Here is a 22,097-nt window from a genome sequence, read left to right on the forward strand (position 1 = left end):
TTTTTTATATTTTCTATTATTATATTAAAAAATTAAAAAAAGGCAAAATAAAAAAGCACCCTTCGGTGCAAAAATTTTTTATTCCCGCTCCCCCGTAAATGCGTTTATGTAGAAAACTTCGCCATCATCCAGTTCCACCCTCCATACCGGAGGAATCTGCCATTTTTCGCCATTCACCGGTTTTGAAAAATATCCCTCTTTTATGCTGGTTACAAATATCGGTTTATCCCTTCCCTTCAGTTCCGCCACCTTCAGCAGGGCTACAACGGGTAAAACGACTTCCCTTTTTTTGCCTTTAAATCCTTCTATTTTCAACCAGTTTTTTTCTACTAATATCCTGCCATCCGCCCTTATCCTCACTTTAATATAGCTGTTGTAAATGGGTATATCCCTGTACACCTGCAGAAAATCCACCCGGTATTCTTTAAGTTCCCTGTCGAATTCCTGCTTGAAAAACCGTGCATCGGAAGGCATACCTACCTTTTCCTGGACGAAGTTCCGGGCTATTTTCCTTACCTCAGCTGCATCCATATTCCAGAAACCCCGTTCTACTTCGCGGCTGTAACCCTCCATCATTATATTTTCCCGGGGCTCTACCTCCAGCCACCAGGCATCCTGCCCTTTAGAGGGAAGGCTTCCTTTTACGGAAATCCCCTTTTCTTTAAGAAGATTCATTACCTCCAAAGACGTGTTAAAACCCGAAATCCTTTCATTTATGACATCCCTCATATAAAGGTTTGCCGCCATAAAAAGATTCACCAAAAAAAAGGAGACTGCAAGTATCGTTATGGCTTTTTTCCAGTCCATCAAACATCATCTCCGGAGGGCGTTAGCGTTATTTCCGAGGCGTTTCTCGCATCTACATAAAATTCCCCTTTGTCAGTTTTTATAACCCATACGGGCAAGTAAAAACCGTCCTTTTCCACATAAGCCAAATACAGGTCGTATATTTCCTTTATTTTTTTTGTACCAACTGCCATGTCAATGGCTTTAATGGGCGAAACCGCGGTTATCCTTTCTTCGATCTTTTCTCCTTCCTTAAGCCATCTATAGTAGTAGGTTACCTGATTATCCTCCACCGTTACCACAAGGTAATCCTTAGATTTTATCAAGGGTAAGCCGTTCAGCCTTTCTCGAAATACAAAGGTGAATGACTGGTTGTTTATCTTATAAGAGCTGAGGTAGGCACTTTTGGGAAATCCCCCGTGGGAGGCAATGAAATTAGCCGCATTGGTGAGGGAATCCTTAAAATTTCCTTTAGTTTTCTGTTCTTTGAAAAGAGGCCTTGTAAATTCAAGACCGCCCTTTGGGAATATTCTCAGCCCTCTCGTGCCATCGGTGAAAATTATAGCCCCATCCTTTTCTTCTATTTTTCTTGCCAGGGTAAAATCCGGAAAAAACTTTGGTGCTATGTTTTGCAGGTTATTTTTAGCAGATTTTACGGAGTAAACGGGTAACTGAAGATTATCCAGGGGAATGTAAATGTCCTTAGATATTTTAATATAAAGGTTTGTCTTTGGAAGAAGGGTATACAGAGGGGTTTTAGCCTCTTTAATCCTTGTAACAATGGAGGTAAATTCCCCGTATTCCTTTGTACTGCCTATTTTAAATAATTCTCCCGATTCCCCTTTTAAAAACACCGAAAGGCCATCCTCTTCCGCCAGCACCACCGAAACTATCCTCTGGTCTTCTTTCAGTACCGGTGTGTCCACATTTAAGTTCAACAGGGTCTTTAAAAGAGAATAAGGGAGGGAGCTGTCAAATACAAATTCGATTCCTCTTTTTTGTAGAGATTTATCGGTATTCGCAGTGCCGGTTACGCTAACCGAAGAATTTATTTTACTGGTAAAGGATTTTAAATACCCCCATGTTTCTTCAAAATAGGGGTTTTCCTGATTTAACACCGTATGTGTATTCTGGCCAAAGCTCACAATTACCTGAGAAGGTTTTAAAAACTCTTCTAAGTCTACAGGCCTGTTTTCAATGAGTTCAAAGCTTTTTTTGACAGGGCCGCTGGATATTTGCGACCAGGTCATATAAGAAAGAAAAAGGCTGGTGCATACAAGAAGAAGGAGAACGAGGAAATTAAATCCGTCTTTCTTCACATAAGCACCGCCTTTATTTTAAAATAAGTATTGCTTTTATCAATTGTAAAATACTGGTACTCATCTGATCTTCGTTAATTAGCAGGATCTTTTTTGTAAAGGTTTTGGTGATTCCCGAGGGGAAGGTAACCTTAAAGCTAATCCTGTTGACCCCTTCCGTTAGCTCTAACTGAGTAGCAAAAATGCCCGATGCACCAACCGTAATTTCATCCTTCTTTTCCCCATTCAGGAAAACTACGATAACCGAGTCGGGCTCCGTTTGTCCGGAGATTGGTAAAACTTTTTCCGATGTAGAATCCTTTTCGGGCTTAAAAATTATGAAATTTTCTTCGGCCGATGCAAGAGTGGTAAACAAAAACAACATCATCAGCACCAAAATTAGAGCGATCCCGATTCTCTTCATAAAAAACACCCTTTTATATATATTTCTACTATTAGTTTAATCTATTTTTATTACATTTATATTACACGCAAATTAATTTTAAATTACACTATACAGGGGATTTTTACCGTAACCTCCGTTCCTTCGCCGAGTTCGCTTTTTATTTCTATTTCTCCCTCATGGGCCTTTACTATTTCCTTTGCGATAGAAAGGCCAAGGCCGGTTCCGCCAAATTCCCTGCTTCTCGTCTTATCCACCCGGTAAAATCTTTCAAAAATACGGGGCAGGTCCTCCCGGGGTATACCTATGCCCGTATCCTTGATGGAAGTTATTACGAAATTGCTTTCGCACCAGAGGTTTACCGTTATATTTCCACCTTCAGGAGTGTATTTTATGGCATTGGAGAGGATATTTTGAAAAACCTGCTCCATTTTATCCGCATCGGCATAGCAGAGAGGCAAATCCTCTTTTACGTTTTCGCAAATCGTAATTCCCTTTTTCTTAGCATTAACCTTCATTTTTGATACGGCAGCGGCTAAAACCTTCGAAAGATTTATAGCCTTTTTATTAAAACGCGCCTCTTTGTTGTCGAGCCGGGATAATTCGAGAAGATCGTTTACGATGCGGGTCATCCTGTCGGTTTCCTCGTTAATTACATTCAAAAACTGCATTGAAACTTCCTCATCATTTAAAGCCCCATCCAGAAGGGTTTCGGTATAGCTTTTTATGGTGGTAAGGGGCGTCCTGAGTTCGTGGGACACGTTTGCCACGAATTCCCTTCTCATTTCTTCTAACTTCTGTTCCTTTGTAATATCGTGAAGGATAAGTATAAACCCTGCGGTTTTCTCTTCCCTTTTCATCGGAGCAATGATTACTTTCAAAATCGAATCGTTAATTTTTGCCATAAAATCCTTCTGGGATTTTATTTCTTCCTTAATGTCTATCTTCAGTTCTTCCTTTAATTTTTTCCCTAAGACCCGGTAGGAATTGCCTTCTTCCACCTCGAGCAGTTTAAAGGCGGCGGGGTTTACGTATATTACCTCCCCCTCTTTATCAAGGGCGATTACGCCATCCGCCATATTTTTAAATATGGCCTCCATCTTATTTTTTTCTTCGGATATCTGCTCCAAGGTTTCCTTAAGCCTTCCCGCCAGGAAGTTGAACATCTCGGTGAGTTTTCCCACTTCGTCCTTGGATTTTACTTCTATCTTCTGGTCAAAATTCCCCTCGGCAAGAAGGGCTGCCTTGTTGGTGACCTCCTGAATTGGCCCGGTTATAGTTTTTGATAGGGAATACCCCAGCACTCCGGTAATTAAAAGGGCTATCAAGGTGGCCGTAAATAGTATGGTTTTTATTTCGCTCAATGTTTCGTAAATGCTCTCCATGGGAGAAATTAGATATACTATCCCCACCACCCGGTTATTTTCCTTTATGGGATATGCCAGATAATCGTACCTTCCCTTGGAAGAATCCAGCCGTATTTCCTCTCCCACCTGGCCGAAGGAAGCCTTTATCAACTCCGGCTGGAGTATCTTTTTACCCCTCGGGTAAATCTCCTCATTAGTGGATGCCAGCACCGTAGATTTGTCGTCGAGAACCAGCATACACTCTACAGTTGGGGAAATCTGTTTTATATATCCTTCCACAATCACCTGAATCTCGTCTACCTTCTTCTCTTCTACTAAGTATCTTGAAAGAAGGTTGGAGATTATCTGGGCCTGCCCGTTCAAATAGGTAGAGAAGTTCTTTATATGATATCTTTCTAAAGATTGTAAAAGATATACACCCACCACTTCCATGGCAAGGAGTATTAAAAGTATGTATATAGTTACAAGTTTCATCTGTATACTTTTAAACAAAAGGGATCCCCCATTTTATTTTACAAAATAGTATCCAATACCCCTTTTGGTAATTATGTATTTTGGGTCGGAGGGATCATCTTCAATTTTTTCCCTCAACCGTCTGATGGTAACATCCACGGTCCTAACATCTCCGTAGTATTCGTAACCCCAAACCTCTTCCAGCAGTTTTTCCCTTGTAAAAACCACTCCGGGCTGGTTGGCAAGAAATTTAAGAAGTTCAAATTCCCTGAAGGTCAGTTCTACCGGTTCTCCTTTTTTCCTTACCAGAAAACTGGTGAGGTCAATTTCCAGGTCCTGAACCCGGATGACCTTTTTTGAGCTCTCATCGCCATTCAAACTAATTCTCCTCAGGTTGGCTCTAATCCTTGCTAAAAGTTCCCGCATGCTGAAAGGCTTGGTGACATAATCATCAGCCCCCAGCTCAAGGCCGAGAACCTTGTCAACTTCTTCGCCCTTTGCCGTAAGCATGATAATAGGGCATGTCATCTTTTCCCTCAGGGTTTTGCAAACGGTAAAACCGTCCTTTTTGGGCAGCATTATGTCAAGAAGTATCAGGTCGGGCTTTTCAGAAAAAGCTATTTCCACGGCTTCTTCTCCGTCAAAGGCGGCAACTACCTCGTAGCCTTCCTTGGAAAGGTTGTATTTTAAAATATCCACAATCGGTTTTTCGTCATCAACCACCAGGATTTTATTTTTCAAGACCACCACCTCTTTAATTTATATTCGCCATTTATAACGTTTTCCCTTCCTAAAACCAATTCTTATTTTTTCCATCAGGATATACCGTACACATCTTTCATAGTGTAAAAACCTTTTTCCTTTGAGAGCAGGAATTCTGCCGCCCTAACCGCACCCTCGGCAAAACATTGAAAGGTGGTGGCGTGATGGGTCAGCTCTAACCTCTCCCCGGGCAAATTAAATATTATCCTGTGGGTGCTGGGCACATCCCCACCCCTGATAGAGTGAATATTTACGTTTTTTTCGGGTAGAATTCTCTTAAGAACCTCCCGCATCTCGAGGGATGTTCCGCTGGGCGCATCCTTTTTATACCTGTCGTGCATCTCCACTATGTCGATATCCGCAAATTCACCCACATTTTTTGCTAAATATTCCAGTATCCTGTATACGTGATTGATTAAAATAGAGGTATTTCCTGCAAATACGATGGGTATCACTTCGGATGCCTTTAAAAATTCTTCCCTTTGTTCCTTTTTAAAGCCGGTTGTCCCGCAAACCAGCGCCTTTTTGTATTTTACCGCATACTTCAGTACTTCTATAGAAACTTCCGGAAATGTAAAGTCTATCACCGCATTGCAGTCCCTTACAGCGCTTTCCGGGTCGTCCGTCACCTTAACACCTATTTCCTTCCCCAATCCACATAAAAGTCCCACATCCTTGCCCACATATTCCGCCCCTTTCGGTGCCAGAGCCCCGGCTATCCTGGCATTTTTTGCCGCATCCAGGGATTTCACGATAAGCCTTCCCATCTTACCTCTCGGTCCTATTACCAGTGCTTCAAGCATACTTTTGCCTCCCTTAAAAATTTTTCCAAAATAAAAGCAGGGAATTTCCCTGCCAGGCTTTACTTTATACTTTAAATTTACTACTTGTTCAGATAGGTAATAGGGTTTTTGGTAGCTCCGTTAACCCTCACTTCAAAGTGCAGATGAGGTCCGGTAGACCTCCCGGTGCTCCCCACCCTCCCTATGACGCTTCCCTTCTCTACCCTCTGCCCTTCCGATACCATTATCTTGCTCAGATGGGCGTAATAGGTTTGAATTCCACCGCCGTGGTCTATTATTATAAAATTTCCGTAGGCTCCGTTTCTTCCGGCAAAGACCACAACGCCGCTGTTGGAAGCTGCCACCGGTGATCCGTAGGGAGCTCCTATATCTATTCCCTCATGGTAATCACGGCCTCTTTTGCCGTAGGGAGAAGTGATGTTGCCCGTTATCGGCCATAGGAACCGGCCGCTGCCGCGGAAAGCTACCTCGCTTTTTGTCCCCCTTACCACAACCTTTGTCACGGGTTCCCTGATTATTTTTTCTCCCAGAACCTGCTCATCTACTTTAACTCCGTTTTTATATATAACCTGGGAAGCTAATTCTTTTAAACCTTCCCTGCCCTCGGTCTTAACCTTCTGATCCCACTTCCACATGGAACTGTCCTTTTCCACTACTGTATTGTAGGGAATTGCCTTTTGATAAGTAACTTTCTTTACTACGGTAAAGTTGAGCAGGGGTTTTTTCTCCTCCAAGTAAATTTTATCTCCGGGCGAAAGGCGGTCTGCCGATTTCAAATGGGGGTTTGCTTCCACCAGTTTTTCCAGCGATACTCCGTTTTTCTTTGCTATACCCCACAGGGTATCTCCCTGAGCCACTTTGTATTCTTTAAATTCCGGGGTTCCGTTTATTAACAGCTGCTTTAATTCAGTATCCCCCAGAATTTTTTCCAATTCCACTGCCTTTTCTTCTAATTTAATCGCATCCGGTGATTCCACCTTCACAAGTTCACCGGGTACCATATCCACGTAATATTTTTTAACATCCTCAAGGATTTGCCGAGCCGCCTCCTGGTTTTTGGCAAAGGCTACATCCTTGCCGTTGATATTTATAGCAACAGCCTTGGCTTTAAGGCTTGCGCTTTTTTCAATTTTAGAAGCCAATTCTTCTTCATTTAAAAATTGGACATTTTCCTTCCTCAGAGGTAGGAAAGTAAATTCCCCTTCAACTATTATATCGCTGCCGTAGGTTCCTCTGTACTTTTCGGTAAGCTTTTGTTTTGCCTTTTCCAGCATCGCTTTATCCTTTACGCCGCCCAGTTCCTGACCGTTACAGGTAATTATGTACGCTCCGCTTCTTAATGAAGCTACCGCCACCAGCAAAAAGATCACCAGTGGTGTAATAAAAAAAATGGGATTTTTGCCTTTCCACCCGGAAGGGACCCTTAACCTCATCCCCCCACTCCTTTCTTACACAGTTTGTAACAAAAATGTAATCCTTTTGTAATATTTATATTTCTACATATATCATATTTTTCCTTCTAAATCAAATTCTTTTTTTATCCAACATCGGAAAGAACCCAGTAAAGCCCGGCGAACATCACAAGAATCCCTATTATTGAATTCAGAGAAGGTACCTCCCCTAATAATAATATGCCGAGGATTATCCCTCCCGTTACTTCCTGGGTGGAAATGAGGTTTGCGTAGGTGGGATGGATATACCTGAGTCCCGCATTATACAAAGTGTGCCCTAAGGTGGTTGGTAACAGCCCCAGAAGTACCAAAGGAATCCACTGGCTCAACGCGGAGGGCATTACAAAATTCCTGAGGGAAAGTAAAAATAAAAACAGGGCTGATAAAAAGTAGACCCAGAAAACGTATTTTAAAAGGGGATAGGCATCCCTCTCCCTTCTTCCCGCTATGGAATAAAGGGCTAAACAAAAAGCGGATAAAAGGGCAAAAACGTCCCCCAGGATCATCTTTTTCGTCAGCACCGGTTCAAAGCCCGCAAGGATAACCACTCCTAAGATAACCACCAGTATACCCAAGTATTTTTTTCTCGGTATCTTTTCTTTTAAAATAATTCCCGAAAGCAGGGTAATCATTATGGGCGCAGTATATACAAGGCTCAAGGAGTGGGCAATGGTCGTATACATCACCGACTCTATGTAGAAAAGAAAATGCAGGGCGGTAATGATTCCGTAAAATCCAAACTTTACAATATCCCTTTTCTGCAGCGTGAGATCTACCCCGGAAATCCTGGAAGCGGTAAATATGAAGAGGGACCCTAAGAGCATCCTGAAAAAAGCTATTTCCTGGGAAGGTATTTTGTGTACCATCCTGGTCAGAACGGGGCTTGTGCTAAAAAACACCGTCCCCAGGATCGCAAGAAAAAGCCCCTTGTTGCTTCTTACTTTCAAAAAATTACCCCCTTTTAAAAAAGTCATGCAGCAAGATTTAATTCCTTTTCTTCTCTTAGCATTTTAAAAATCAACTCCCTGAAATCCGTACCCGTAGTATCGTTTATTGCCCTGATAAATTCCTCGACCGTTGAATTCCTCAAAAAATTTCGGTGATAATAGACATTCAAGGCTTTTATCATTTTGGGCTTGCTTATTCTTTTTTCCAGCTCCTTAAGCATAATAGCCCCTTTTTTATATACTGCTGCATCGTATTCCCTCCAGTCGTTAAACTCGCTCAGGTGTCGCATAATTGGCCCGGTATTTCTGGCCATCTGGTAAAATTTATAAGGGTTCAGGATGAAATTCTCGTAAATTTCCGAACCCTGCCTTTTTCCGTAGTGCTTTTCAAAATAAAGTATTGTGGAGTATTCCGTAACAGCTTCATCCAGCCAGGGTTCCTTTATTTCATCGTTTCCTACCATTCCGTACCACCACTGGTGGGCCGTCTCGTGGGCTATTACGTATTCCAGCATGAGCCCGTCCTTATAAAGGTTTCTATCTATAAGAACCAGATTTGGGTATTCCATCCCACCCATGTAAAAATCCGCAGCCACAACGGAATAGGTGCTGTATATATATGGGCCAAAAGCTTCGCTGAAATAGTTTATTGCCTTTCTGGCGGCCTCTAAGGCTTTCTTACCGTTTTCCTCATCTTCTTTAAAATAATAAGAAATTACCCTGGTCTTTCCCGCATACGCCTCCTTAATTTTAAATTCTTTGCTCATTACAAAGGCAAAGTCTCTTACGGGACCGGTTTTAACAACCCATTTCTTTTTGCCCCTTTCTTCCTTTTGCTCCACTATCTCTCCCGTTGTTGCCAGAATGTACTCCGAGGGTGCGTAAAGGGTGAAATTATAATAGGCTATGTCGCTGTAAAAGGGATCGCCTATTTTATAATAGGGGTCTTTGTGCCAGCCCTCTTTATCATAAACGCAAAGGATTGGGTACCAGTTGCCGAAATTGTACGTATCCTTGAAATATCCAAAACGGCCGGGACTTTTTGGAAGTTTTATTTTAAACTCTATGTATACCTTTACTTCCCGGTCGGGATTTAATTCTCCGTTCAAATTCACCGCAAGGATGGTTCCCTCGGTTTTAAAAACAGCGGGCACGCCATCCAATAAAACTTTGGTAATGGCAATTCCTCCCCAGGAAAAACCCTCGGGATAGGCCAGTTCGAATTCTTCAGCGGTAAAAGGAGCCGTCTCTTTTTTGTTAAAGGCATTGGGGTAAATATGAAAAAAAAGCTCCTTTAAAGGCTCCCCTTCGTTATTTTTATAATATACCATTTCCTTTCCGGAAAAAACCCCCGAATCCGGAAAAAATTCACCTTCAATTTCGTATCTTGGTATGTCGTTAACAGAGGGTAGAGCCTCCCGGCCGGGCTGCCTTGATGAAAAAAAGAAATAACAGCCAAGCGCAAAAAGTAAAATAATTACGATCAGAGATATAAAAAATAGTTGTCTTTTTTTCATCAAAACCTCTCCTATATTTAAATTTTATATTACTTAATTATATTCCCCCTTAATTTCATTATTCCTTTTATAAAACCTTAAATAATAAAAAACCTTTCGGTGATTTTACCGAAAGGTTGAATTTTGACCGGCCCTGCCGGGATAGGCGCCATCTTCTCTGCTTCCCATCACCCCGTCGTATAAAGCTTTAACAAAGCTTTCCGCCGTGGAAACCCGGTAAAGCACCCTTTCTATACCTTCAATTAACTCCCGGGCCCATTTTTCAGCATTATCCGAAGGTGCTATACTGCAGTTTCCAAAAAACCTGAAGGAAGCCTGGACAGCTCGGAGGGTATCAACCCTCGATGCTGCGGAAATTGGCCCTCCCGAATACGCTTCGTCGGCAGAAGCAATGGTAATGGCATCAACTCCCAAGGAAGAGGCCAAGGATGCATGAAGGGCTGTGCTCAGAGAAGACTGCACCCTGTCTTCGGTCTGAGTGAGAAAACCTATGGGTGCACCGCACCATATGGGTGCATCGATTATATTCCTCAAAGCAATAATTTTTGCCGCATTGAAATCCACGTAGTTATTTTCCATTCTGCCGTTTATCATAACTTCGGGAGAATAGCAAAAGAGCGGTTGAAGGATTGGCTTTGCCCCGAGTCTTATGCCCAGCATCACCGTTATGAGCATGCCGGCAAAGGCTTTGAAGGCGGGCACTCCGCAGAGCTCTTCGTTGGTCACCACATCAAAGGGCATGTTAAATCTTGCAGCGTATCTTATCGCCTCTACCGCATCAACCGTCAGCCTTTCGGGATCGGTACCGCCTCCCAGCGACCCGTAGGCAATGTTAATTTTGGTGAGGTCGGCGCCGATTTTACCCGCCAAAAGTACGGTTTCCGGAGTGTTCAAACCCCTGTGAGCCCTTACCTGCCAGAGAGTGGAGGGTAAAAGCGAGTCCTTAATTCCTTTTAAATTCTCGTAAGTAATTACCGAGCCGTCTTCCTCATGGGTGATATATCCCTCGTAAAACCCTTCGGTTCTCGCTCCCCAGGAAGGGTCAAAGTGTACAACTCCATCCGCCCCCCAGGCTTCACACACCTTTATATGGGCAATATCCATAAAGGGGCAGCCGGTGCCGTACTGGGCAAAAACCACCGGGTTTTCCTTTATATGCTGCAGCCTGGTAATTTGGAGATTTTCATTGGTTCTTTGTACGTAATCCTTTAAGGAGGCTATTTCTTTCTGTGTCAGAAAACGGGTTTTGCTCTTTAAGTTGCCTTTTTCGTAAAAGGCTTTTATCATCTCATCACAGTAAGAAGCGTATTCCCTGCGAAGAACATCCTTTGTTTTTTCATCCTTTTCCTCAAGGATTTTCTCCCGGATCTGTGCCCTTTTAATACCGGGGGTAGAAAGGCCTTTAACGTAATCTAAGATACCATCGGTTATCTTAAGAAGCAGGCTTTCAATGTTTTTGTTTTTAAAAGCATAGGTGTAACCTTCGGTGATATCTACCTTTTGCTTCTCCTGGGTGTAATTTACGGGCACGTATTCCCTGCCCTCTACAAAAGCAATCGCTTCTTCCACGGTGGTTCCGGGACCAAATCCCGCATCAAAACCCAGTTCCGCAGCAAGTTCAGGTTTAATCGCCATGCCTCCTATACCGATTTTTACTTTTTCCCTGATGCCTGCTGCCTCGGTCAAGTCGATAAATCGGGCGAGCAGTTCGGCAACTCCGTAACCCAGGGTTCTGCTTATAAGAACCACATCCACATCGTTTTCTATTATAGCCTTTATTACTTCCTCATGAGTAAGGTCAGGGGGGAGGAGAATGGTTTCGTGACCTGCCTTCTCCAGCCCCCTCTTAATTACTTTAAGGCCTATATCGTGGACCGGGTCAAGCGGAGCAAGAAGGACCTTCCTTTTTACTCCAGCCATAATTTATACTCCTTCTTAGTCGAGATAACCGCTGTATTTTGCAACTATCTCCATAAGTTTTACCAGAGCCCTGACCGCGAATCTAGCATTGTCCTTAATGAGCTGGCCGTCTTCATCCGTCGTTCCAAGTCCGGGAGAAATGAAGATGTTGGCATCATAGGCGACGGTGGGTATTACGCCCATCTGAGACACACCGCTCTGGAATATATTGGAGCCGGCGTACATATCCTCTATGGAGAATATGGGGAGTCCCAGTTCATCCTTTGTCCATGTGTTCTCGTAGTTTACTTCTACCGCCCTGCTGTTGTAGGATTTGGTAATGATAAGCCCTTTCTTTATCTTGGGATGAATTTGTTCGAATTCTTCTACAACGACTTCGTAAAGGTCATCGACGGGTTTGGTAAGGGCTTCGGGATTGTCCCTTAACTCTTTTAACGCTTCTATCACTCCGAGCAGTGCTTCCTTGCCGGGGTCGTTGGTGACGTATGCCGCTTTTCCGTAAGAGGCGGTGGTGCCATACCTGTCGCCGTGATATCCCAAGGCCCTTCTTATCTGCACCATTACATCCTCTTTACCTATTATTAAACCTGCGGTGGTGGATTCGCTGGCTTTGTCCATGCTGTAAATTACCACATCCGCACCGCTCTTTCTTATATCGTGACCTACAAAAGGTACGCCCCAGGCGTTATCGATGACATAAGGTACATCGTATTCATGGGCTATTTCTGCCAGTCTCTTCTGGAGCACCGGCGTGCCATCCGGGTCTTTTACACCGTAGCCGTATCCCGGGGTATCGTATCCCAAGGATGTAATACCCGAAAGCATGGTGCAATGTCTTTCCGCTACGACCTTGATCTTTTTGGCGGAGGCTTCGGGATCTACTTTTGTAAGGAGTATGACCGGATGGTACTTAATTCCGTGAACGGAATAGTCGGCTCCTACTAAGGGAACGATGTATTCACTCAGGTTATTCTGCCTTTTGCCGTAAAATCCCAGCTCTCCAGCGGTGCAACCCCTGTCGGCGAGAATATCCTTGAATTTTGGCGGGAAGGGCCTTCCATAACCTCCGTGATGATGCAGGTGCTTTTCATAGGGTATGATGTACCTGGTTAAATAGTTATCCCCTCTTCCCTGCATGGGGGGTGTGAAAAGGGTGTCGAAGGTAACCCAGAGCCCTGCTTCACAGGTGTTAATCGGGGCTGCATCGTACTCATCTCCGTAAACATCCTTTACAATAGACCTTATTTCATCTACAAGCTTGGCTAAGGGTATAACCTCGGTGCTTCCCTTATCCAGAGCTTCCCTGACCTTTTTGGTTAAAGGAGAGGGGCATCCGGAAATAGCACCCGTAAGGCCGAATTTCCCGCGAAGTTCCGCAGGGATACCTATTTCATCGGCTGCTTTTCTCGCCTCTGCATAGATATTGGGAATATTCATTTGAAGGTGACGGTACATTTCAAACTTTTTCTTAAACTTTGGCATACTAAGTCCTCCTTTTAATTTATTATTTATGTTAAAAAACTTATTATCCAATCTCCACTTCCATATCCAGTTCCAAAAGTCTATCCTTGCCCGATAAAAGCTCCGTTCCCTTCACCACGATGTTGTAGTGGTTGGGGAAATGGGTTTCATCGTATCCGGCAATAACTCCCACCTGTTTTCCACCTATCTTGACCGGATCTCCGTATACTGCCACCGATCCTTCCGTTACCTCAAAAAAACCCAAGTAAGCGATTTTATTTACTCCGTCCCCGGGTTTTACTTCTTCGGTAGTTAGAATAAGTTCGTGAATTTCGTTTTTTAACAAACACCTGGAGGGTTGAACTATTAAATTTAACCCCCTTTCATCGTAAATTCCATCCAATACTACTTTTATGATACCCTTAACGGGCTTTTTTTTTGCATAGGGATTGTTTTTGAACATTCCCTCTTTATAGGGATCCTTCATTTTTTACCTCCTCATCACTGATGAGTATATTTACTAAATAAGTATTCTCTATAAAATCTCAAATTCCTGCTAATAAATTAATTTTCCTGAAATATTTTTTTATATTATTTTTTGAATTTGTTTTGGAAAAAATTTATATCAAAAAAAAAAAATAAAGGGTAGAACTTTTAAATGTCCACCCTGTTAAAATTCATTCTTTTTCAGTTAATAACCGAGAATTTTTTTCTTTCTGCTGATGTATTCCTGTTCGTCGATTTCCCCTTTGGCATATCTTTCGTTCAATATTTCCAGTGCTGCACTTGAAATACCTTTGGCATAGGTTTTATTTAATAAAAGTTTCGCCAAATAAATAGCCGCAAAGATAAAAGCTATGCCTATTACCACCTTAACTCCGAGCATTATATACCAGTACGGGAACAGGTCAAAACCGCCTCTACCGATAAAATTGGGGCCGTATCCAAAAAAACCGCATCCTCTCCACATAATAAATCCCTCCTATGTGCTTAATATTTTTTTTCTTTTTTCGTATTCATCATCGGATATTTCGCCCTTTGCGTATTTTTCGTTTAAAAGGGCTAAGGCATTATTTTTATCAAACCTGTCAAATCTTTCAAAAATTCCCTTAGAGTTTAATAATATAAAGGCGATGACTAACAAAAATAAAATACACATCATAGAAAATGTCCCTCCTTTTTACTATCTACACTTTATCACTTATTTTTTATGAAACTATGAAGTTTCCCCGTTGATTTTTGATTTTTTTGTGAAGGTTTTATGTCCTAAATAGAGGCATAAAAAAATCCTCATCCTTAGTGAGAATTATTTTTACCTTAAAGCGCTTTTTAAATGATTGTCCACCTTTTAACACATAAAACGTGCCTTTTAATTTAATATCTTAATGCTGATATTTAATTCGATGGGACTCAAACGATAAAAAATTAGATTTTTAAAAGTCAAAAGACTTTTCACTAAGTATCAAAAAAGGGTTCCGGTGCCGATCACCAGAACCCTTTATTTTCCTTATTGGAGCGGAAAACGGGATTCGAACCCGCGACCCTCGGCTTGGGAAGCCGATGCTCTACCGCTGAGCTACTTCCGCCCGTTTAATTTTTCTAAAGATAATTATATCAGATAATTTTTTTAAGTCAATATTATCAGGTTTTAACACCAATACAAAATGGTGACCCCGAGGGGAGTCGAACCCCTGTTACCGCCTTGAAAGAGCGGTGTCTTAACCACTTGACCACGGGGCCACTTAAAATGGTGAGCCATCCGCGAATCGAACGCGGGACACCCTGATTAAAAGTCAGGTGCTCTACCGACTGAGCTAATGGCTCGGAATTTGCAAAAGCAAATATAATACTACTATAAAAAAATTATTCTGTCAACCCCGAATTTAAAGGATTTTTTACCCATTTTCAGCCCCTGACAAAGTGCGGCATGTCCCAGGGAATTTCCAAAGAAAGTTCCACAAAGCCGGCATATTCTCCCTTTTCATCGTACCAGGGGGTTTGATAAATTAATTTTTTTACACCCTTTTTTTCGATGGTGTAACAGTTTTTTTCCCCTTTGGAAAGCATTTGCTCTAATTTTTCCCTGGCACCTTTGGGATGGCAGTCCAGGACATTTTCCCCTATAAGGTCTTCCCCTCCGTCTTCTTTAAAGGTCTCGCAGGACTTTTCATTCATATAAATTATTTTTCCTTCTTTATCGCATACGGTAATCGCTACGGGCAGTTTATGGATAAAATCTTTTTCCATTTCAGTTCTCCCTTTCTAAATATATTTAGTTTTATATTACTTGACTTTTAACCCCGATTCAATATAAAAAAGTCTCTCCTCAAGGAGAGAAAAAATTTTCTTTCACTAATTTTTTATTATTATCATCCGAAAGCGAAGCCTGAGCAAATAATTTAAAATAATCTCCTCTAAAATATACCGTGCCGAAACCTACGGGCCTGTTGTCTTTATTGTAAAGCTTTTGCTCTACCACCATCAGTGGCATTAACTCGGAGATTTTAAGCTTATCTTTGAGGAATTCATCGGGCATTTTAGCGTAAATGGTTAGCTCCTTTTTCATAGTGTAAACATCAAAGCTTTTTGCAACAAGTTCGGGGAAGGTGTAAAATATTAATTCTTTTTCAATAATGGGCATACCTTTAAAGTAAACCAAAAATTTTTTATCGTACGCCACAGGTTCGTCGTCCTCATAGAACAGCCTTTCTATCAAAACCACATTTTTGCTTTCCGAAATCTGCAAAAGGTTGCATATATCTACGGGAGGCTTTATAATGTCTGCCTTTAACAGCTTCATATTGTTTACTTTTCCGGTAATGCTTTTTATTTCATTGAAATAAAGCACGTATTTGTCGTGTTCCGGTTCCTTTACGTAATTTCCCTTGCCTTGAATGGAATAAATATACCCTTCGTTTAATAATATCGCAAGCCCTTTCCTTACGGTCATCCTGCTCGCATTGTATTCCCGGCACAATTCATGCTCGGAATATATCGCATCCCCCGGTCTTAATTCCCCTTTTAAAATTTTTTCTCTAATATCTGCAGCAATTTTAAGATATACCGGCAGCTTCATTTTTGCATCTCCTTATTCTTAATTTTTTCAATCCATTCCTTACACTTTTTTACACCTTTCAATGCATCATTAGTAAAATAATCAGCGCCTATGTACCGGCATAACTCCTGATTCAAATGACTACCTCCTGCAATTACGAACACGTCCTTCCGCAAATCCGCCTCAATCAGTGCGTCTACTATATCCTTCATGGAATCTACTGTAAAGGTGAGGACGCTGCTCATGCCTACTATTTCCGGCCTATAGAGCTCAACGGTCTTCACAAATGTTTCCTTGGGCACATCTACCCCCAGGTCAATCACGTTAAAACCGCTGGCCTCCATAAGCCCCTTGAAAATTTCCTTCCCTATATCGTGCAAATCCCCTTTTACCGTGCCGAGAACCACTTTCCCCATGAACATTTTCTGGGAGTATTTGAACACATCGGTGTTTTTAATAATATTCAATACCTCTTTAAATATAATACCTGCCATAATAAGGTCTGCAATATAATACTCCTTATTTTCGTATCGCCTGCCTACCCTGTCCATGCCTTTTTTCACTAAGTTCAATAAATAGAAAGGATCTACCCCCTGTTCCAAGGAGTTTTTTACCAGCATAAGTACATTATCCTCATTGAGCTCCTCCACCGCTTTCACAATGGACTTATCCAGCAGCCTTTCCATATAAACACTCCTCATATTTTTTTGCCTATCAGGTATTATATCATTTTTCGGATTTTTCTTCAAAGTCTTGTTATTTAAAATTTTTTTCTCTGATTTTTACAAAAAAAGCCTTATACCGTTTTTAAAAACTTTGTCCATTATCTTTGCTTCATCTAATCCTGTATTTTTCAAATGCCGTATTTCATTAAAAAAGCCATCTGCGTGGTCCACACCGTAAGTGCCCGCATCACTCCCGACAGTTACTTTTATACCCAATTCAAAAGCCTCTTTTATATTTTCAATATGTTTCAAATAAATCCTTCTTATATTTTCCAGCTGATTTTTAAATTTTTTATCTTCCTTTTCGATCAGGTTTCCCAGCGGTGAAACAGTGGGGACCCAGATAACATCATTTTCCGCCATTAAATACAACTCTTCCTTCGAAATAAAGTATCCGTGCTCTACGGTATCGGCTCCGGCTTTTACCGCAGCTTGCACCGCTTTTGAAGAATTCGCATGCACCATTACCCGGAGGTTTTTGTCTTTTGCTTTTTGTATCATATAATATATCTCATCAAATGCAAAATTTAGCTCTTCGGTAACCCGGTCGGGATAATTAAAATCCACAATTCCGGATATAATTAGTTTAAAATGATCCGGTTTTAATTTGAGAAGGTTTTTGAATTCTCTGTTAAAATCGTCCATCCCCGATATGGGTATCCCGAGAAAATTACCGTATTTTCCCTTTTTTGAAAAGGCGTAAACAGGAGTTTTTAGAACCATTCCAAACTCCTTACCCAGTTCCCTTGCCTTTAAAGATATGCCGTATCTATCTCCTCCATCCCTCAAGTAGAGTATGTTTTTATCTTTGTACTTTTTTAAAACCTCCTGTAAAGGAAAGAAATCTCCCATAAGTATCCTGTCGCGGTATTCCTTTGTGCGTTCTCCCATCAATGCAATGTGAATATGGCAATCAATATACATATAAAGCTTCCCTTCTAAAAATTAGGTTTTATTTGCTAAATTAAATATTTAAAAATACCTGCCGTCTGGGACGACAGGTACTTTTAATTTTATCCCTTAACCCTCTTTTTTCACTCCTATTAATCCCTTCCTGTAAGCGTTGTTGTACTTCCTGCAGTATCTATCTTTGCCGATAAGGGCCTCTGTTGCCAGTACCGCCGCGAGCATGTCTCTATTGCACGGATCCATAATAGCCGAATCCATTCCGGAAAAAACGGCAATGGTTAAAAAGCACATATTTACTATTTTCCTGTAAGGCATGCCAAAGGAAATATTGCTTAAACCGGAAGTTATCTTAACCGTTGGGTACATTTGCTTTATGATGTTCATCGTTTCAACAAATTTCAGCAGAGACTGATTATCCGTGGGCAACGATATTACAAGAGGATCTATATGTATTCTCTCCGGCTGTATATCGTACTTCAGGGCTTTTTCTACCAGCACTTTTGATATCTCCACCCGGGTGTTCACATCGGAAGGTATCCCCCTGTCGTCACAGGTAAGGGCTATTACCTGCCAGGGTGTCCCCTGGATTAAGGGGTAGATTATTTCACATTTGTTCCCTTCGCCCGATACGGAATTTATAATCCCGGGCTTTTTAGCGTACTTGAAAACCGCTTCTATGGTCTTAGGATTGGGGCTGTCGATGCAAAGGGGTTTATCAACCGCATCCTGCACGATATCCATCAACCATTTTAAGGTATCCGGTTCTTCCTCGGGTGATGTCCCGGCGCAAACATCAATGTAATCGGCACCAGCTTCCGCCTGCCTTATTGCTAAATCCCGGATAAAATTTTCATCCCGGTTTTGAATCGCCTGTCCCACCGATGGAATAGTCCCGTTTATTTTTTCTCCAATTATTATCATAAATATCCCTTCCTTCTATAAAATATATAACATGTATATACATCTTAAAATTATCATTTTTCTTTCTTTTTGTCAATATTTTTTTATTTTTCTATTTTTATTAATATTGTCAGAATCCTATATTGTTTGCGAAAAAGCTGTTGAATTCCTTTACCGCACTTAGTTCCACATACTTAATTTTTTTAGAAAGCTGTTTTGCCCTTTCTAACTCGCGTTTGGATAAAAGGACTAATTTTGCTCCTACCCCTGCCGCATTACCTATCCCTTTGATTTTTCCTTCCAGCTCGTGGGGAATCAACCCAATTTTGCATGCACTTTCGGGTTTTAAATAGTTACCGAAGGCCCCTGCGAGAAGTACTTCCTTAATATCTTCTACTTTTGCCCCGTATAATGTTAAGAGAACCTGGATTCCAGCTGCAATAGCTCCCTTTGCCAATTGAAGTTCACGAATATCCTTCTGATTTATGTATACCGGTTTGCCCGTAGAAGTTTCGTTTTCCAGTATAAAGGATGGTATTCCATTAATATTTCTGATCCTTTCTTTATACCGCATTCCAATATCATTAGTAATCTGCTCGGGTCTTAAAATCCTTCCCTTTTTATCCACTATACCTATTTTTAAAAGTTCTGCCACCGCATCCAGCAACCCGGACCCGCAAATTCCTGCCGGCATAGTGTTTCCTATTACAGTGTATTTATAATCCTCACCAACTGTAATATGATCTATCGCCCCGGTAGCTCCTCTCATCCCGCAGGATATATGAGCACCTTCAAAGGCAGGACCGGCTGCGGTAGAGCAGGCAAAAAGCCTATCTTTCGTCCCAAGCACTATTTCTCCATTTGTACCTATGTCGATCAAAAGTTTTAATTCCTCTGCCCTATCCATCTCGGCCGCCAGGGCAGCAGCCACCGTATCCGCCCCTACAAAGCCTGCGATGTTGGGTAATGCTATCACCTTCCCCGCAGGGTTTATTTTTATCCCGATTTCCGAAGCATCTACCGTTAAACTATCCTTTACTACAGGAACGTAAGGGGCGCTGGCCAAATAGCGAGGGAGTATTTTGAAAAAAAGATGATGCATGGTAGTGTTTCCGGCTACCGTAACCGCATAGATATCCTCGGGCTTGTATCCCGTATCCCCGGATGCTTTTTTTATTAGATTATTCATCTCCCCGACTACTTCTTCGTGCAGTTTCTCCAGGCCCTCTTTCGTTTGCGAAGCGTATATTATCCTTGAAATTACATCCGCACCGTACTTGGTCTGCGGATTAAGGGAGGAAACATGGGTAAGTTCCTTTCCCGTATTCAGGTCTATTAAATACCCTACCAGGGTGGTGGTACCGATATCAAAAGCCATGCCCAGTAACCTATCCGTGGTATCCTTACTTTCCACGGCAATTACTTCGTCTCCAGAAAAGATAAGGGTGACTTCAAAATTACCATCCCGGATTTTTTCCGGAAGGTCCTGCAGCACATTAAGTTTAACACCTGTTTCTTCCATCCCCAAGCTTTCTTTTACCCGGCTCCAGTCATCCCTGTTGTCTTCTAAGGAGGGATTTGAAGTTTTTACCTTCACCTTCCTTATAACCGGCTGCACATCTACCTTGCGTTCTTCTCCCTTATCCAGAATGCTGTAATTTTTATCCTTCCTGGCAATTTCCACAACCATATCTTCTTTTACCATTACCTGGCATGCTAAGGTATTTATTCTCCGGTCATTTTTTATGATATCCACCGTACATTTTTTGCACTTACCTACTCCACCGCAGGGAAATTCAAACTTTATACCCTTTTGAACAATTACGTCTTTTAATCTAACGTCGTCTTCGACCATTACTTCTATATTATCCGGAATAAATTTTACAAGATGTTTTCCCATTACAGCACCACCTTAAATTGATAATATGTTGTAAATTCTAAGTTTAATAAATATTATAATATATTTTAGCATAATAATTATTAAATTTATATGAACACCGGTGGGCATTAACCCACCGGTGTTTTTTAATCCTATCCGTACTTTTCTACTGCTTCGATTAATGCATAGATATTTTCTATTGGCGTTTCTTTTGGAGCGGTCCCTATGGTCGGAGAGAGGATGACCCCTCCTCCCGGTTTTACCTGTTCGATGAGGTTTTTCATATATTCTTTGATGCTATCGGGAGTTCCACCTACGATAAGGCTCATCGGTATTCCGCCCATTACGCAGGTATGTCCTTCTAAAACCTTCTTCGCCTTTACCAGGTCCGTCTTTTCAAAATAGGCTATGCCCCAGCCCTTAGGAAGCTCAAGAATGGTCTCTAAATGGACATCGTGACGACCTTCAAAGAATACCTGGGACTGCATCCCTTCTTCCAGCAATCTTAGAATTACCTTTTTCAATGTCGGCCAGTAGAATTCATTATAAAGTTTTGGAGAAAGGTATTCATTGAGGTGCAGCGGGATCATAACCCATTTAAAGCCTCTTTTTTTGAAGGATAGAGCATAATTTATTATTGGCTCGACCAGAGCTTCCGCAGCCTGTTTTACTTTATCCGGGTATCTCCTTATGTCCAAAAGAACGTTTTCTATTCCCCTTAAAAAGTCTCCTATGATATCCAGAGGTGCATAAGCACCGCCCATCGGAATGGATGGATACCCGAGCCTTGCAGCAATTCCTGCAATTTCCCTTCCCACAGAACCGAATCTCGTAAATTCTATTCCTAATTTTACCATGGTAGCCATGGTTTTTTGCGGTGTATCAAGATTCCTGCAGGCTCTCGGCAGAACTTTTTCCGCTACGAATTTCGGCGGATTCTCGATGAGTTCGTCGTATTCATCGGGCTGCATAAAAGTACCGCCTATGAATTGAGGAGATGCAATTTCGGCTATTTCCATACCCGGAAAACGATAGTATTTATCTCCCAGGACTTCATGCATGGGACCGGTGATAAAAGTCGTGCTTACGGCTACCTCCGGGTATTCCGAAAAAGCTACGCTGAATACCCTGCCGTCCAGACCGGTTATTGCCGCAGAAGGCCAGTCAAAGGGAAAATCAGTAAGATATTTTTCTATCGCCTTTGTGCCTTTTTCATAATCAAAGCAAAATTCTTTTTGAGTAATTCCGTAATAAGCCGGGACAATATCGCCTCCAAAGCCTCTCAGGGGAACCCTGTCGGGCTCCTGAAGGTTGATAGCGGCCATTATTCTATTATAACGCTCTTTTGCCAGTTCCTCCGGTGTCTTTGCCATCCTCCATCACCCCTCTATCCCCATTAATTCTTTGCACAGCCTTACTCCCTTTGCCGCATCGTCAGCCCACGCATCCGCCCCCGCATAC

21 protein-coding genes and 3 tRNA genes are annotated in these 22,097 nt (G+C 41.8%); all 24 read right to left on the minus strand.

The features are described 5' to 3' along the window. Nucleotides 1-78: 78 nt before the first annotated feature. Nucleotides 79-807, minus strand: a complete 729-nt coding sequence (gene yycI, locus ATZ99_RS06715; RefSeq protein WP_068748467.1) for a two-component system regulatory protein YycI — start codon at nt 805-807, stop codon at nt 79-81. Then, nucleotides 807-2,105: a two-component system activity regulator YycH gene (yycH, locus tag ATZ99_RS06720; RefSeq protein WP_068748468.1), complete on the minus strand. Its 1,299-nt coding sequence runs from the start codon at nt 2,103-2,105 to the stop codon at nt 807-809. The genes yycI and yycH overlap by 1 nt, the downstream gene beginning before the upstream one ends. A 13-nt stretch (nt 2,106-2,118) precedes the next feature. Continuing rightward, nucleotides 2,119-2,508, minus strand: coding sequence for a hypothetical protein (locus ATZ99_RS06725; RefSeq protein ID WP_068748469.1), 390 nt, complete (start codon nt 2,506-2,508; stop codon nt 2,119-2,121). Between the two features lie 83 nt (nt 2,509-2,591). Beyond that, nucleotides 2,592-4,346 (minus strand): two-component system histidine kinase PnpS, encoded by a 1,755-nt coding sequence (gene pnpS, locus ATZ99_RS06730; protein ID WP_068748470.1) that lies wholly within the window; start codon nt 4,344-4,346, stop codon nt 2,592-2,594. A gap of 15 nt (nt 4,347-4,361) precedes the next feature. After that, nucleotides 4,362-5,048, minus strand: a complete 687-nt coding sequence (gene yycF, locus ATZ99_RS06735; protein WP_068748471.1) for a response regulator YycF — start codon at nt 5,046-5,048, stop codon at nt 4,362-4,364. A gap of 74 nt (nt 5,049-5,122) precedes the next feature. Then, nucleotides 5,123-5,872, minus strand: a complete 750-nt coding sequence (gene dapB / locus ATZ99_RS06740) for a 4-hydroxy-tetrahydrodipicolinate reductase (protein WP_068748472.1) — start codon at nt 5,870-5,872, stop codon at nt 5,123-5,125. An 80-nt stretch (nt 5,873-5,952) separates the two neighbouring features. Continuing rightward, a complete protein-coding gene (locus ATZ99_RS12220) occupies nt 5,953-7,305 on the minus strand; it encodes a peptidoglycan DD-metalloendopeptidase family protein (RefSeq protein WP_068748473.1) in 1,353 nt (450 codons plus the stop codon). Nucleotides 7,306-7,409: 104 nt separating this feature from the next. Further along, on the minus strand, nt 7,410-8,270 hold the full coding sequence (locus ATZ99_RS06750; RefSeq protein WP_068748474.1) for a DMT family transporter: 861 nt from the start codon (nt 8,268-8,270) through the stop codon (nt 7,410-7,412). Between the two features lie 23 nt (nt 8,271-8,293). Next, nucleotides 8,294-9,787: a M1 family metallopeptidase gene (locus ATZ99_RS06755; RefSeq protein ID WP_068748475.1), complete on the minus strand. Its 1,494-nt coding sequence runs from the start codon at nt 9,785-9,787 to the stop codon at nt 8,294-8,296. A gap of 105 nt (nt 9,788-9,892) precedes the next feature. Next, on the minus strand, nt 9,893-11,707 hold the full coding sequence (locus tag ATZ99_RS06760; protein ID WP_068748476.1) for a cobalamin B12-binding domain-containing protein: 1,815 nt from the start codon (nt 11,705-11,707) through the stop codon (nt 9,893-9,895). Nucleotides 11,708-11,722: 15 nt separating this feature from the next. Next, on the minus strand, nt 11,723-13,189 hold the full coding sequence (locus ATZ99_RS06765) for a hypothetical protein (RefSeq protein ID WP_068748477.1): 1,467 nt from the start codon (nt 13,187-13,189) through the stop codon (nt 11,723-11,725). Nucleotides 13,190-13,232: 43 nt separating this feature from the next. Beyond that, nucleotides 13,233-13,655, minus strand: a complete 423-nt coding sequence (locus ATZ99_RS06770) for a DUF6917 domain-containing protein (RefSeq protein ID WP_068748478.1) — start codon at nt 13,653-13,655, stop codon at nt 13,233-13,235. Between the two features lie 204 nt (nt 13,656-13,859). Beyond that, nucleotides 13,860-14,138 carry an SHOCT domain-containing protein gene (locus ATZ99_RS06775; RefSeq protein WP_068748479.1) on the minus strand — a complete coding sequence of 93 codons (279 nt, stop codon included), beginning with the start codon at nt 14,136-14,138 and terminating at the stop codon, nt 13,860-13,862. 12 nt (nt 14,139-14,150) lie between these two features. Then, complete coding sequence (locus ATZ99_RS06780; RefSeq protein ID WP_068748480.1) at nt 14,151-14,330, minus strand: SHOCT domain-containing protein; 180 nt, start codon at nt 14,328-14,330, stop codon at nt 14,151-14,153. A gap of 349 nt (nt 14,331-14,679) precedes the next feature. Beyond that, nucleotides 14,680-14,754, minus strand: a tRNA-Gly gene (locus ATZ99_RS06785). 79 nt (nt 14,755-14,833) lie between these two features. Next, a tRNA-Glu gene (locus ATZ99_RS06790) sits at nt 14,834-14,908 on the minus strand. A gap of 8 nt (nt 14,909-14,916) precedes the next feature. Beyond that, a tRNA-Lys gene (locus ATZ99_RS06795) sits at nt 14,917-14,992 on the minus strand. Nucleotides 14,993-15,073: 81 nt separating this feature from the next. Next, entirely contained in the window at nt 15,074-15,415 is a 342-nt protein-coding gene (locus ATZ99_RS06800; protein WP_068748481.1) for a PAS domain-containing protein, read from the minus strand. Between the two features lie 79 nt (nt 15,416-15,494). Further along, a complete protein-coding gene (locus ATZ99_RS06805; RefSeq protein ID WP_068748482.1) occupies nt 15,495-16,244 on the minus strand; it encodes a GntR family transcriptional regulator in 750 nt (249 codons plus the stop codon). Then, the gene (locus ATZ99_RS06810) at nt 16,241-16,909 is read right to left on the minus strand and encodes a cobalamin B12-binding domain-containing protein (RefSeq protein WP_068748483.1); all 669 of its coding nucleotides are present in this window, start codon (nt 16,907-16,909) and stop codon (nt 16,241-16,243) included. The genes ATZ99_RS06805 and ATZ99_RS06810 overlap by 4 nt, the downstream gene beginning before the upstream one ends. A 96-nt stretch (nt 16,910-17,005) precedes the next feature. Continuing rightward, nucleotides 17,006-17,872 (minus strand): amidohydrolase family protein, encoded by an 867-nt coding sequence (locus ATZ99_RS06815; RefSeq protein ID WP_068748484.1) that lies wholly within the window; start codon nt 17,870-17,872, stop codon nt 17,006-17,008. A gap of 96 nt (nt 17,873-17,968) precedes the next feature. Continuing rightward, nucleotides 17,969-18,778, minus strand: coding sequence for a methyltetrahydrofolate cobalamin methyltransferase (locus ATZ99_RS06820; protein WP_068748485.1), 810 nt, complete (start codon nt 18,776-18,778; stop codon nt 17,969-17,971). A gap of 109 nt (nt 18,779-18,887) precedes the next feature. After that, a complete protein-coding gene (locus ATZ99_RS06825; protein WP_068748486.1) occupies nt 18,888-20,657 on the minus strand; it encodes an ASKHA domain-containing protein in 1,770 nt (589 codons plus the stop codon). Between the two features lie 131 nt (nt 20,658-20,788). Beyond that, complete coding sequence (locus ATZ99_RS06830; RefSeq protein ID WP_068748487.1) at nt 20,789-22,009, minus strand: uroporphyrinogen decarboxylase family protein; 1,221 nt, start codon at nt 22,007-22,009, stop codon at nt 20,789-20,791. Nucleotides 22,010-22,097 lie beyond the last annotated feature (88 nt).

The organism is Thermovenabulum gondwanense, assembly GCF_001601575.1.
GTDB classification, from domain to species: domain Bacteria; phylum Bacillota; class Thermosediminibacteria; order Thermosediminibacterales; family Thermosediminibacteraceae; genus Thermovenabulum; species Thermovenabulum gondwanense.

Excerpts from the sequence above, each read along its gene's own strand:
- yycI (WP_068748467.1), bottom strand. The coding sequence starts at position 807 with ATGGACTGGAAAAAAGCCATAACGATACTTGCAGTCTCCTTTTTTTTG.
- ATZ99_RS06725 (WP_068748469.1), bottom strand. The coding sequence starts at position 2,508 with ATGAAGAGAATCGGGATCGCTCTAATTTTGGTGCTGATGATGTTGTTT.
- dapB (WP_068748472.1), bottom strand. The coding sequence starts at position 5,872 with ATGCTTGAAGCACTGGTAATAGGACCGAGAGGTAAGATGGGAAGGCTT.
- ATZ99_RS12220 (WP_068748473.1), bottom strand. The coding sequence starts at position 7,305 with ATGAGGTTAAGGGTCCCTTCCGGGTGGAAAGGCAAAAATCCCATTTTT.
- ATZ99_RS06755 (WP_068748475.1), bottom strand. The coding sequence starts at position 9,787 with ATGAAAAAAAGACAACTATTTTTTATATCTCTGATCGTAATTATTTTA.
- ATZ99_RS06760 (WP_068748476.1), bottom strand. The coding sequence starts at position 11,707 with ATGGCTGGAGTAAAAAGGAAGGTCCTTCTTGCTCCGCTTGACCCGGTC.
- ATZ99_RS06765 (WP_068748477.1), bottom strand. The coding sequence starts at position 13,189 with ATGCCAAAGTTTAAGAAAAAGTTTGAAATGTACCGTCACCTTCAAATG.
- ATZ99_RS06770 (WP_068748478.1), bottom strand. The coding sequence starts at position 13,655 with ATGAAGGATCCCTATAAAGAGGGAATGTTCAAAAACAATCCCTATGCA.
- ATZ99_RS06775 (WP_068748479.1), bottom strand. The coding sequence starts at position 14,138 with ATGTGGAGAGGATGCGGTTTTTTTGGATACGGCCCCAATTTTATCGGT.
- ATZ99_RS06780 (WP_068748480.1), bottom strand. The coding sequence starts at position 14,330 with ATGATGTGTATTTTATTTTTGTTAGTCATCGCCTTTATATTATTAAAC.
- ATZ99_RS06800 (WP_068748481.1), bottom strand. The coding sequence starts at position 15,415 with ATGGAAAAAGATTTTATCCATAAACTGCCCGTAGCGATTACCGTATGC.
- ATZ99_RS06805 (WP_068748482.1), bottom strand. The coding sequence starts at position 16,244 with ATGAAGCTGCCGGTATATCTTAAAATTGCTGCAGATATTAGAGAAAAA.
- ATZ99_RS06810 (WP_068748483.1), bottom strand. The coding sequence starts at position 16,909 with ATGGAAAGGCTGCTGGATAAGTCCATTGTGAAAGCGGTGGAGGAGCTC.
- ATZ99_RS06815 (WP_068748484.1), bottom strand. The coding sequence starts at position 17,872 with ATGTATATTGATTGCCATATTCACATTGCATTGATGGGAGAACGCACA.
- ATZ99_RS06820 (WP_068748485.1), bottom strand. The coding sequence starts at position 18,778 with ATGATAATAATTGGAGAAAAAATAAACGGGACTATTCCATCGGTGGGA.
- ATZ99_RS06825 (WP_068748486.1), bottom strand. The coding sequence starts at position 20,657 with ATGGGAAAACATCTTGTAAAATTTATTCCGGATAATATAGAAGTAATG.
- ATZ99_RS06830 (WP_068748487.1), bottom strand. The coding sequence starts at position 22,009 with ATGGCAAAGACACCGGAGGAACTGGCAAAAGAGCGTTATAATAGAATA.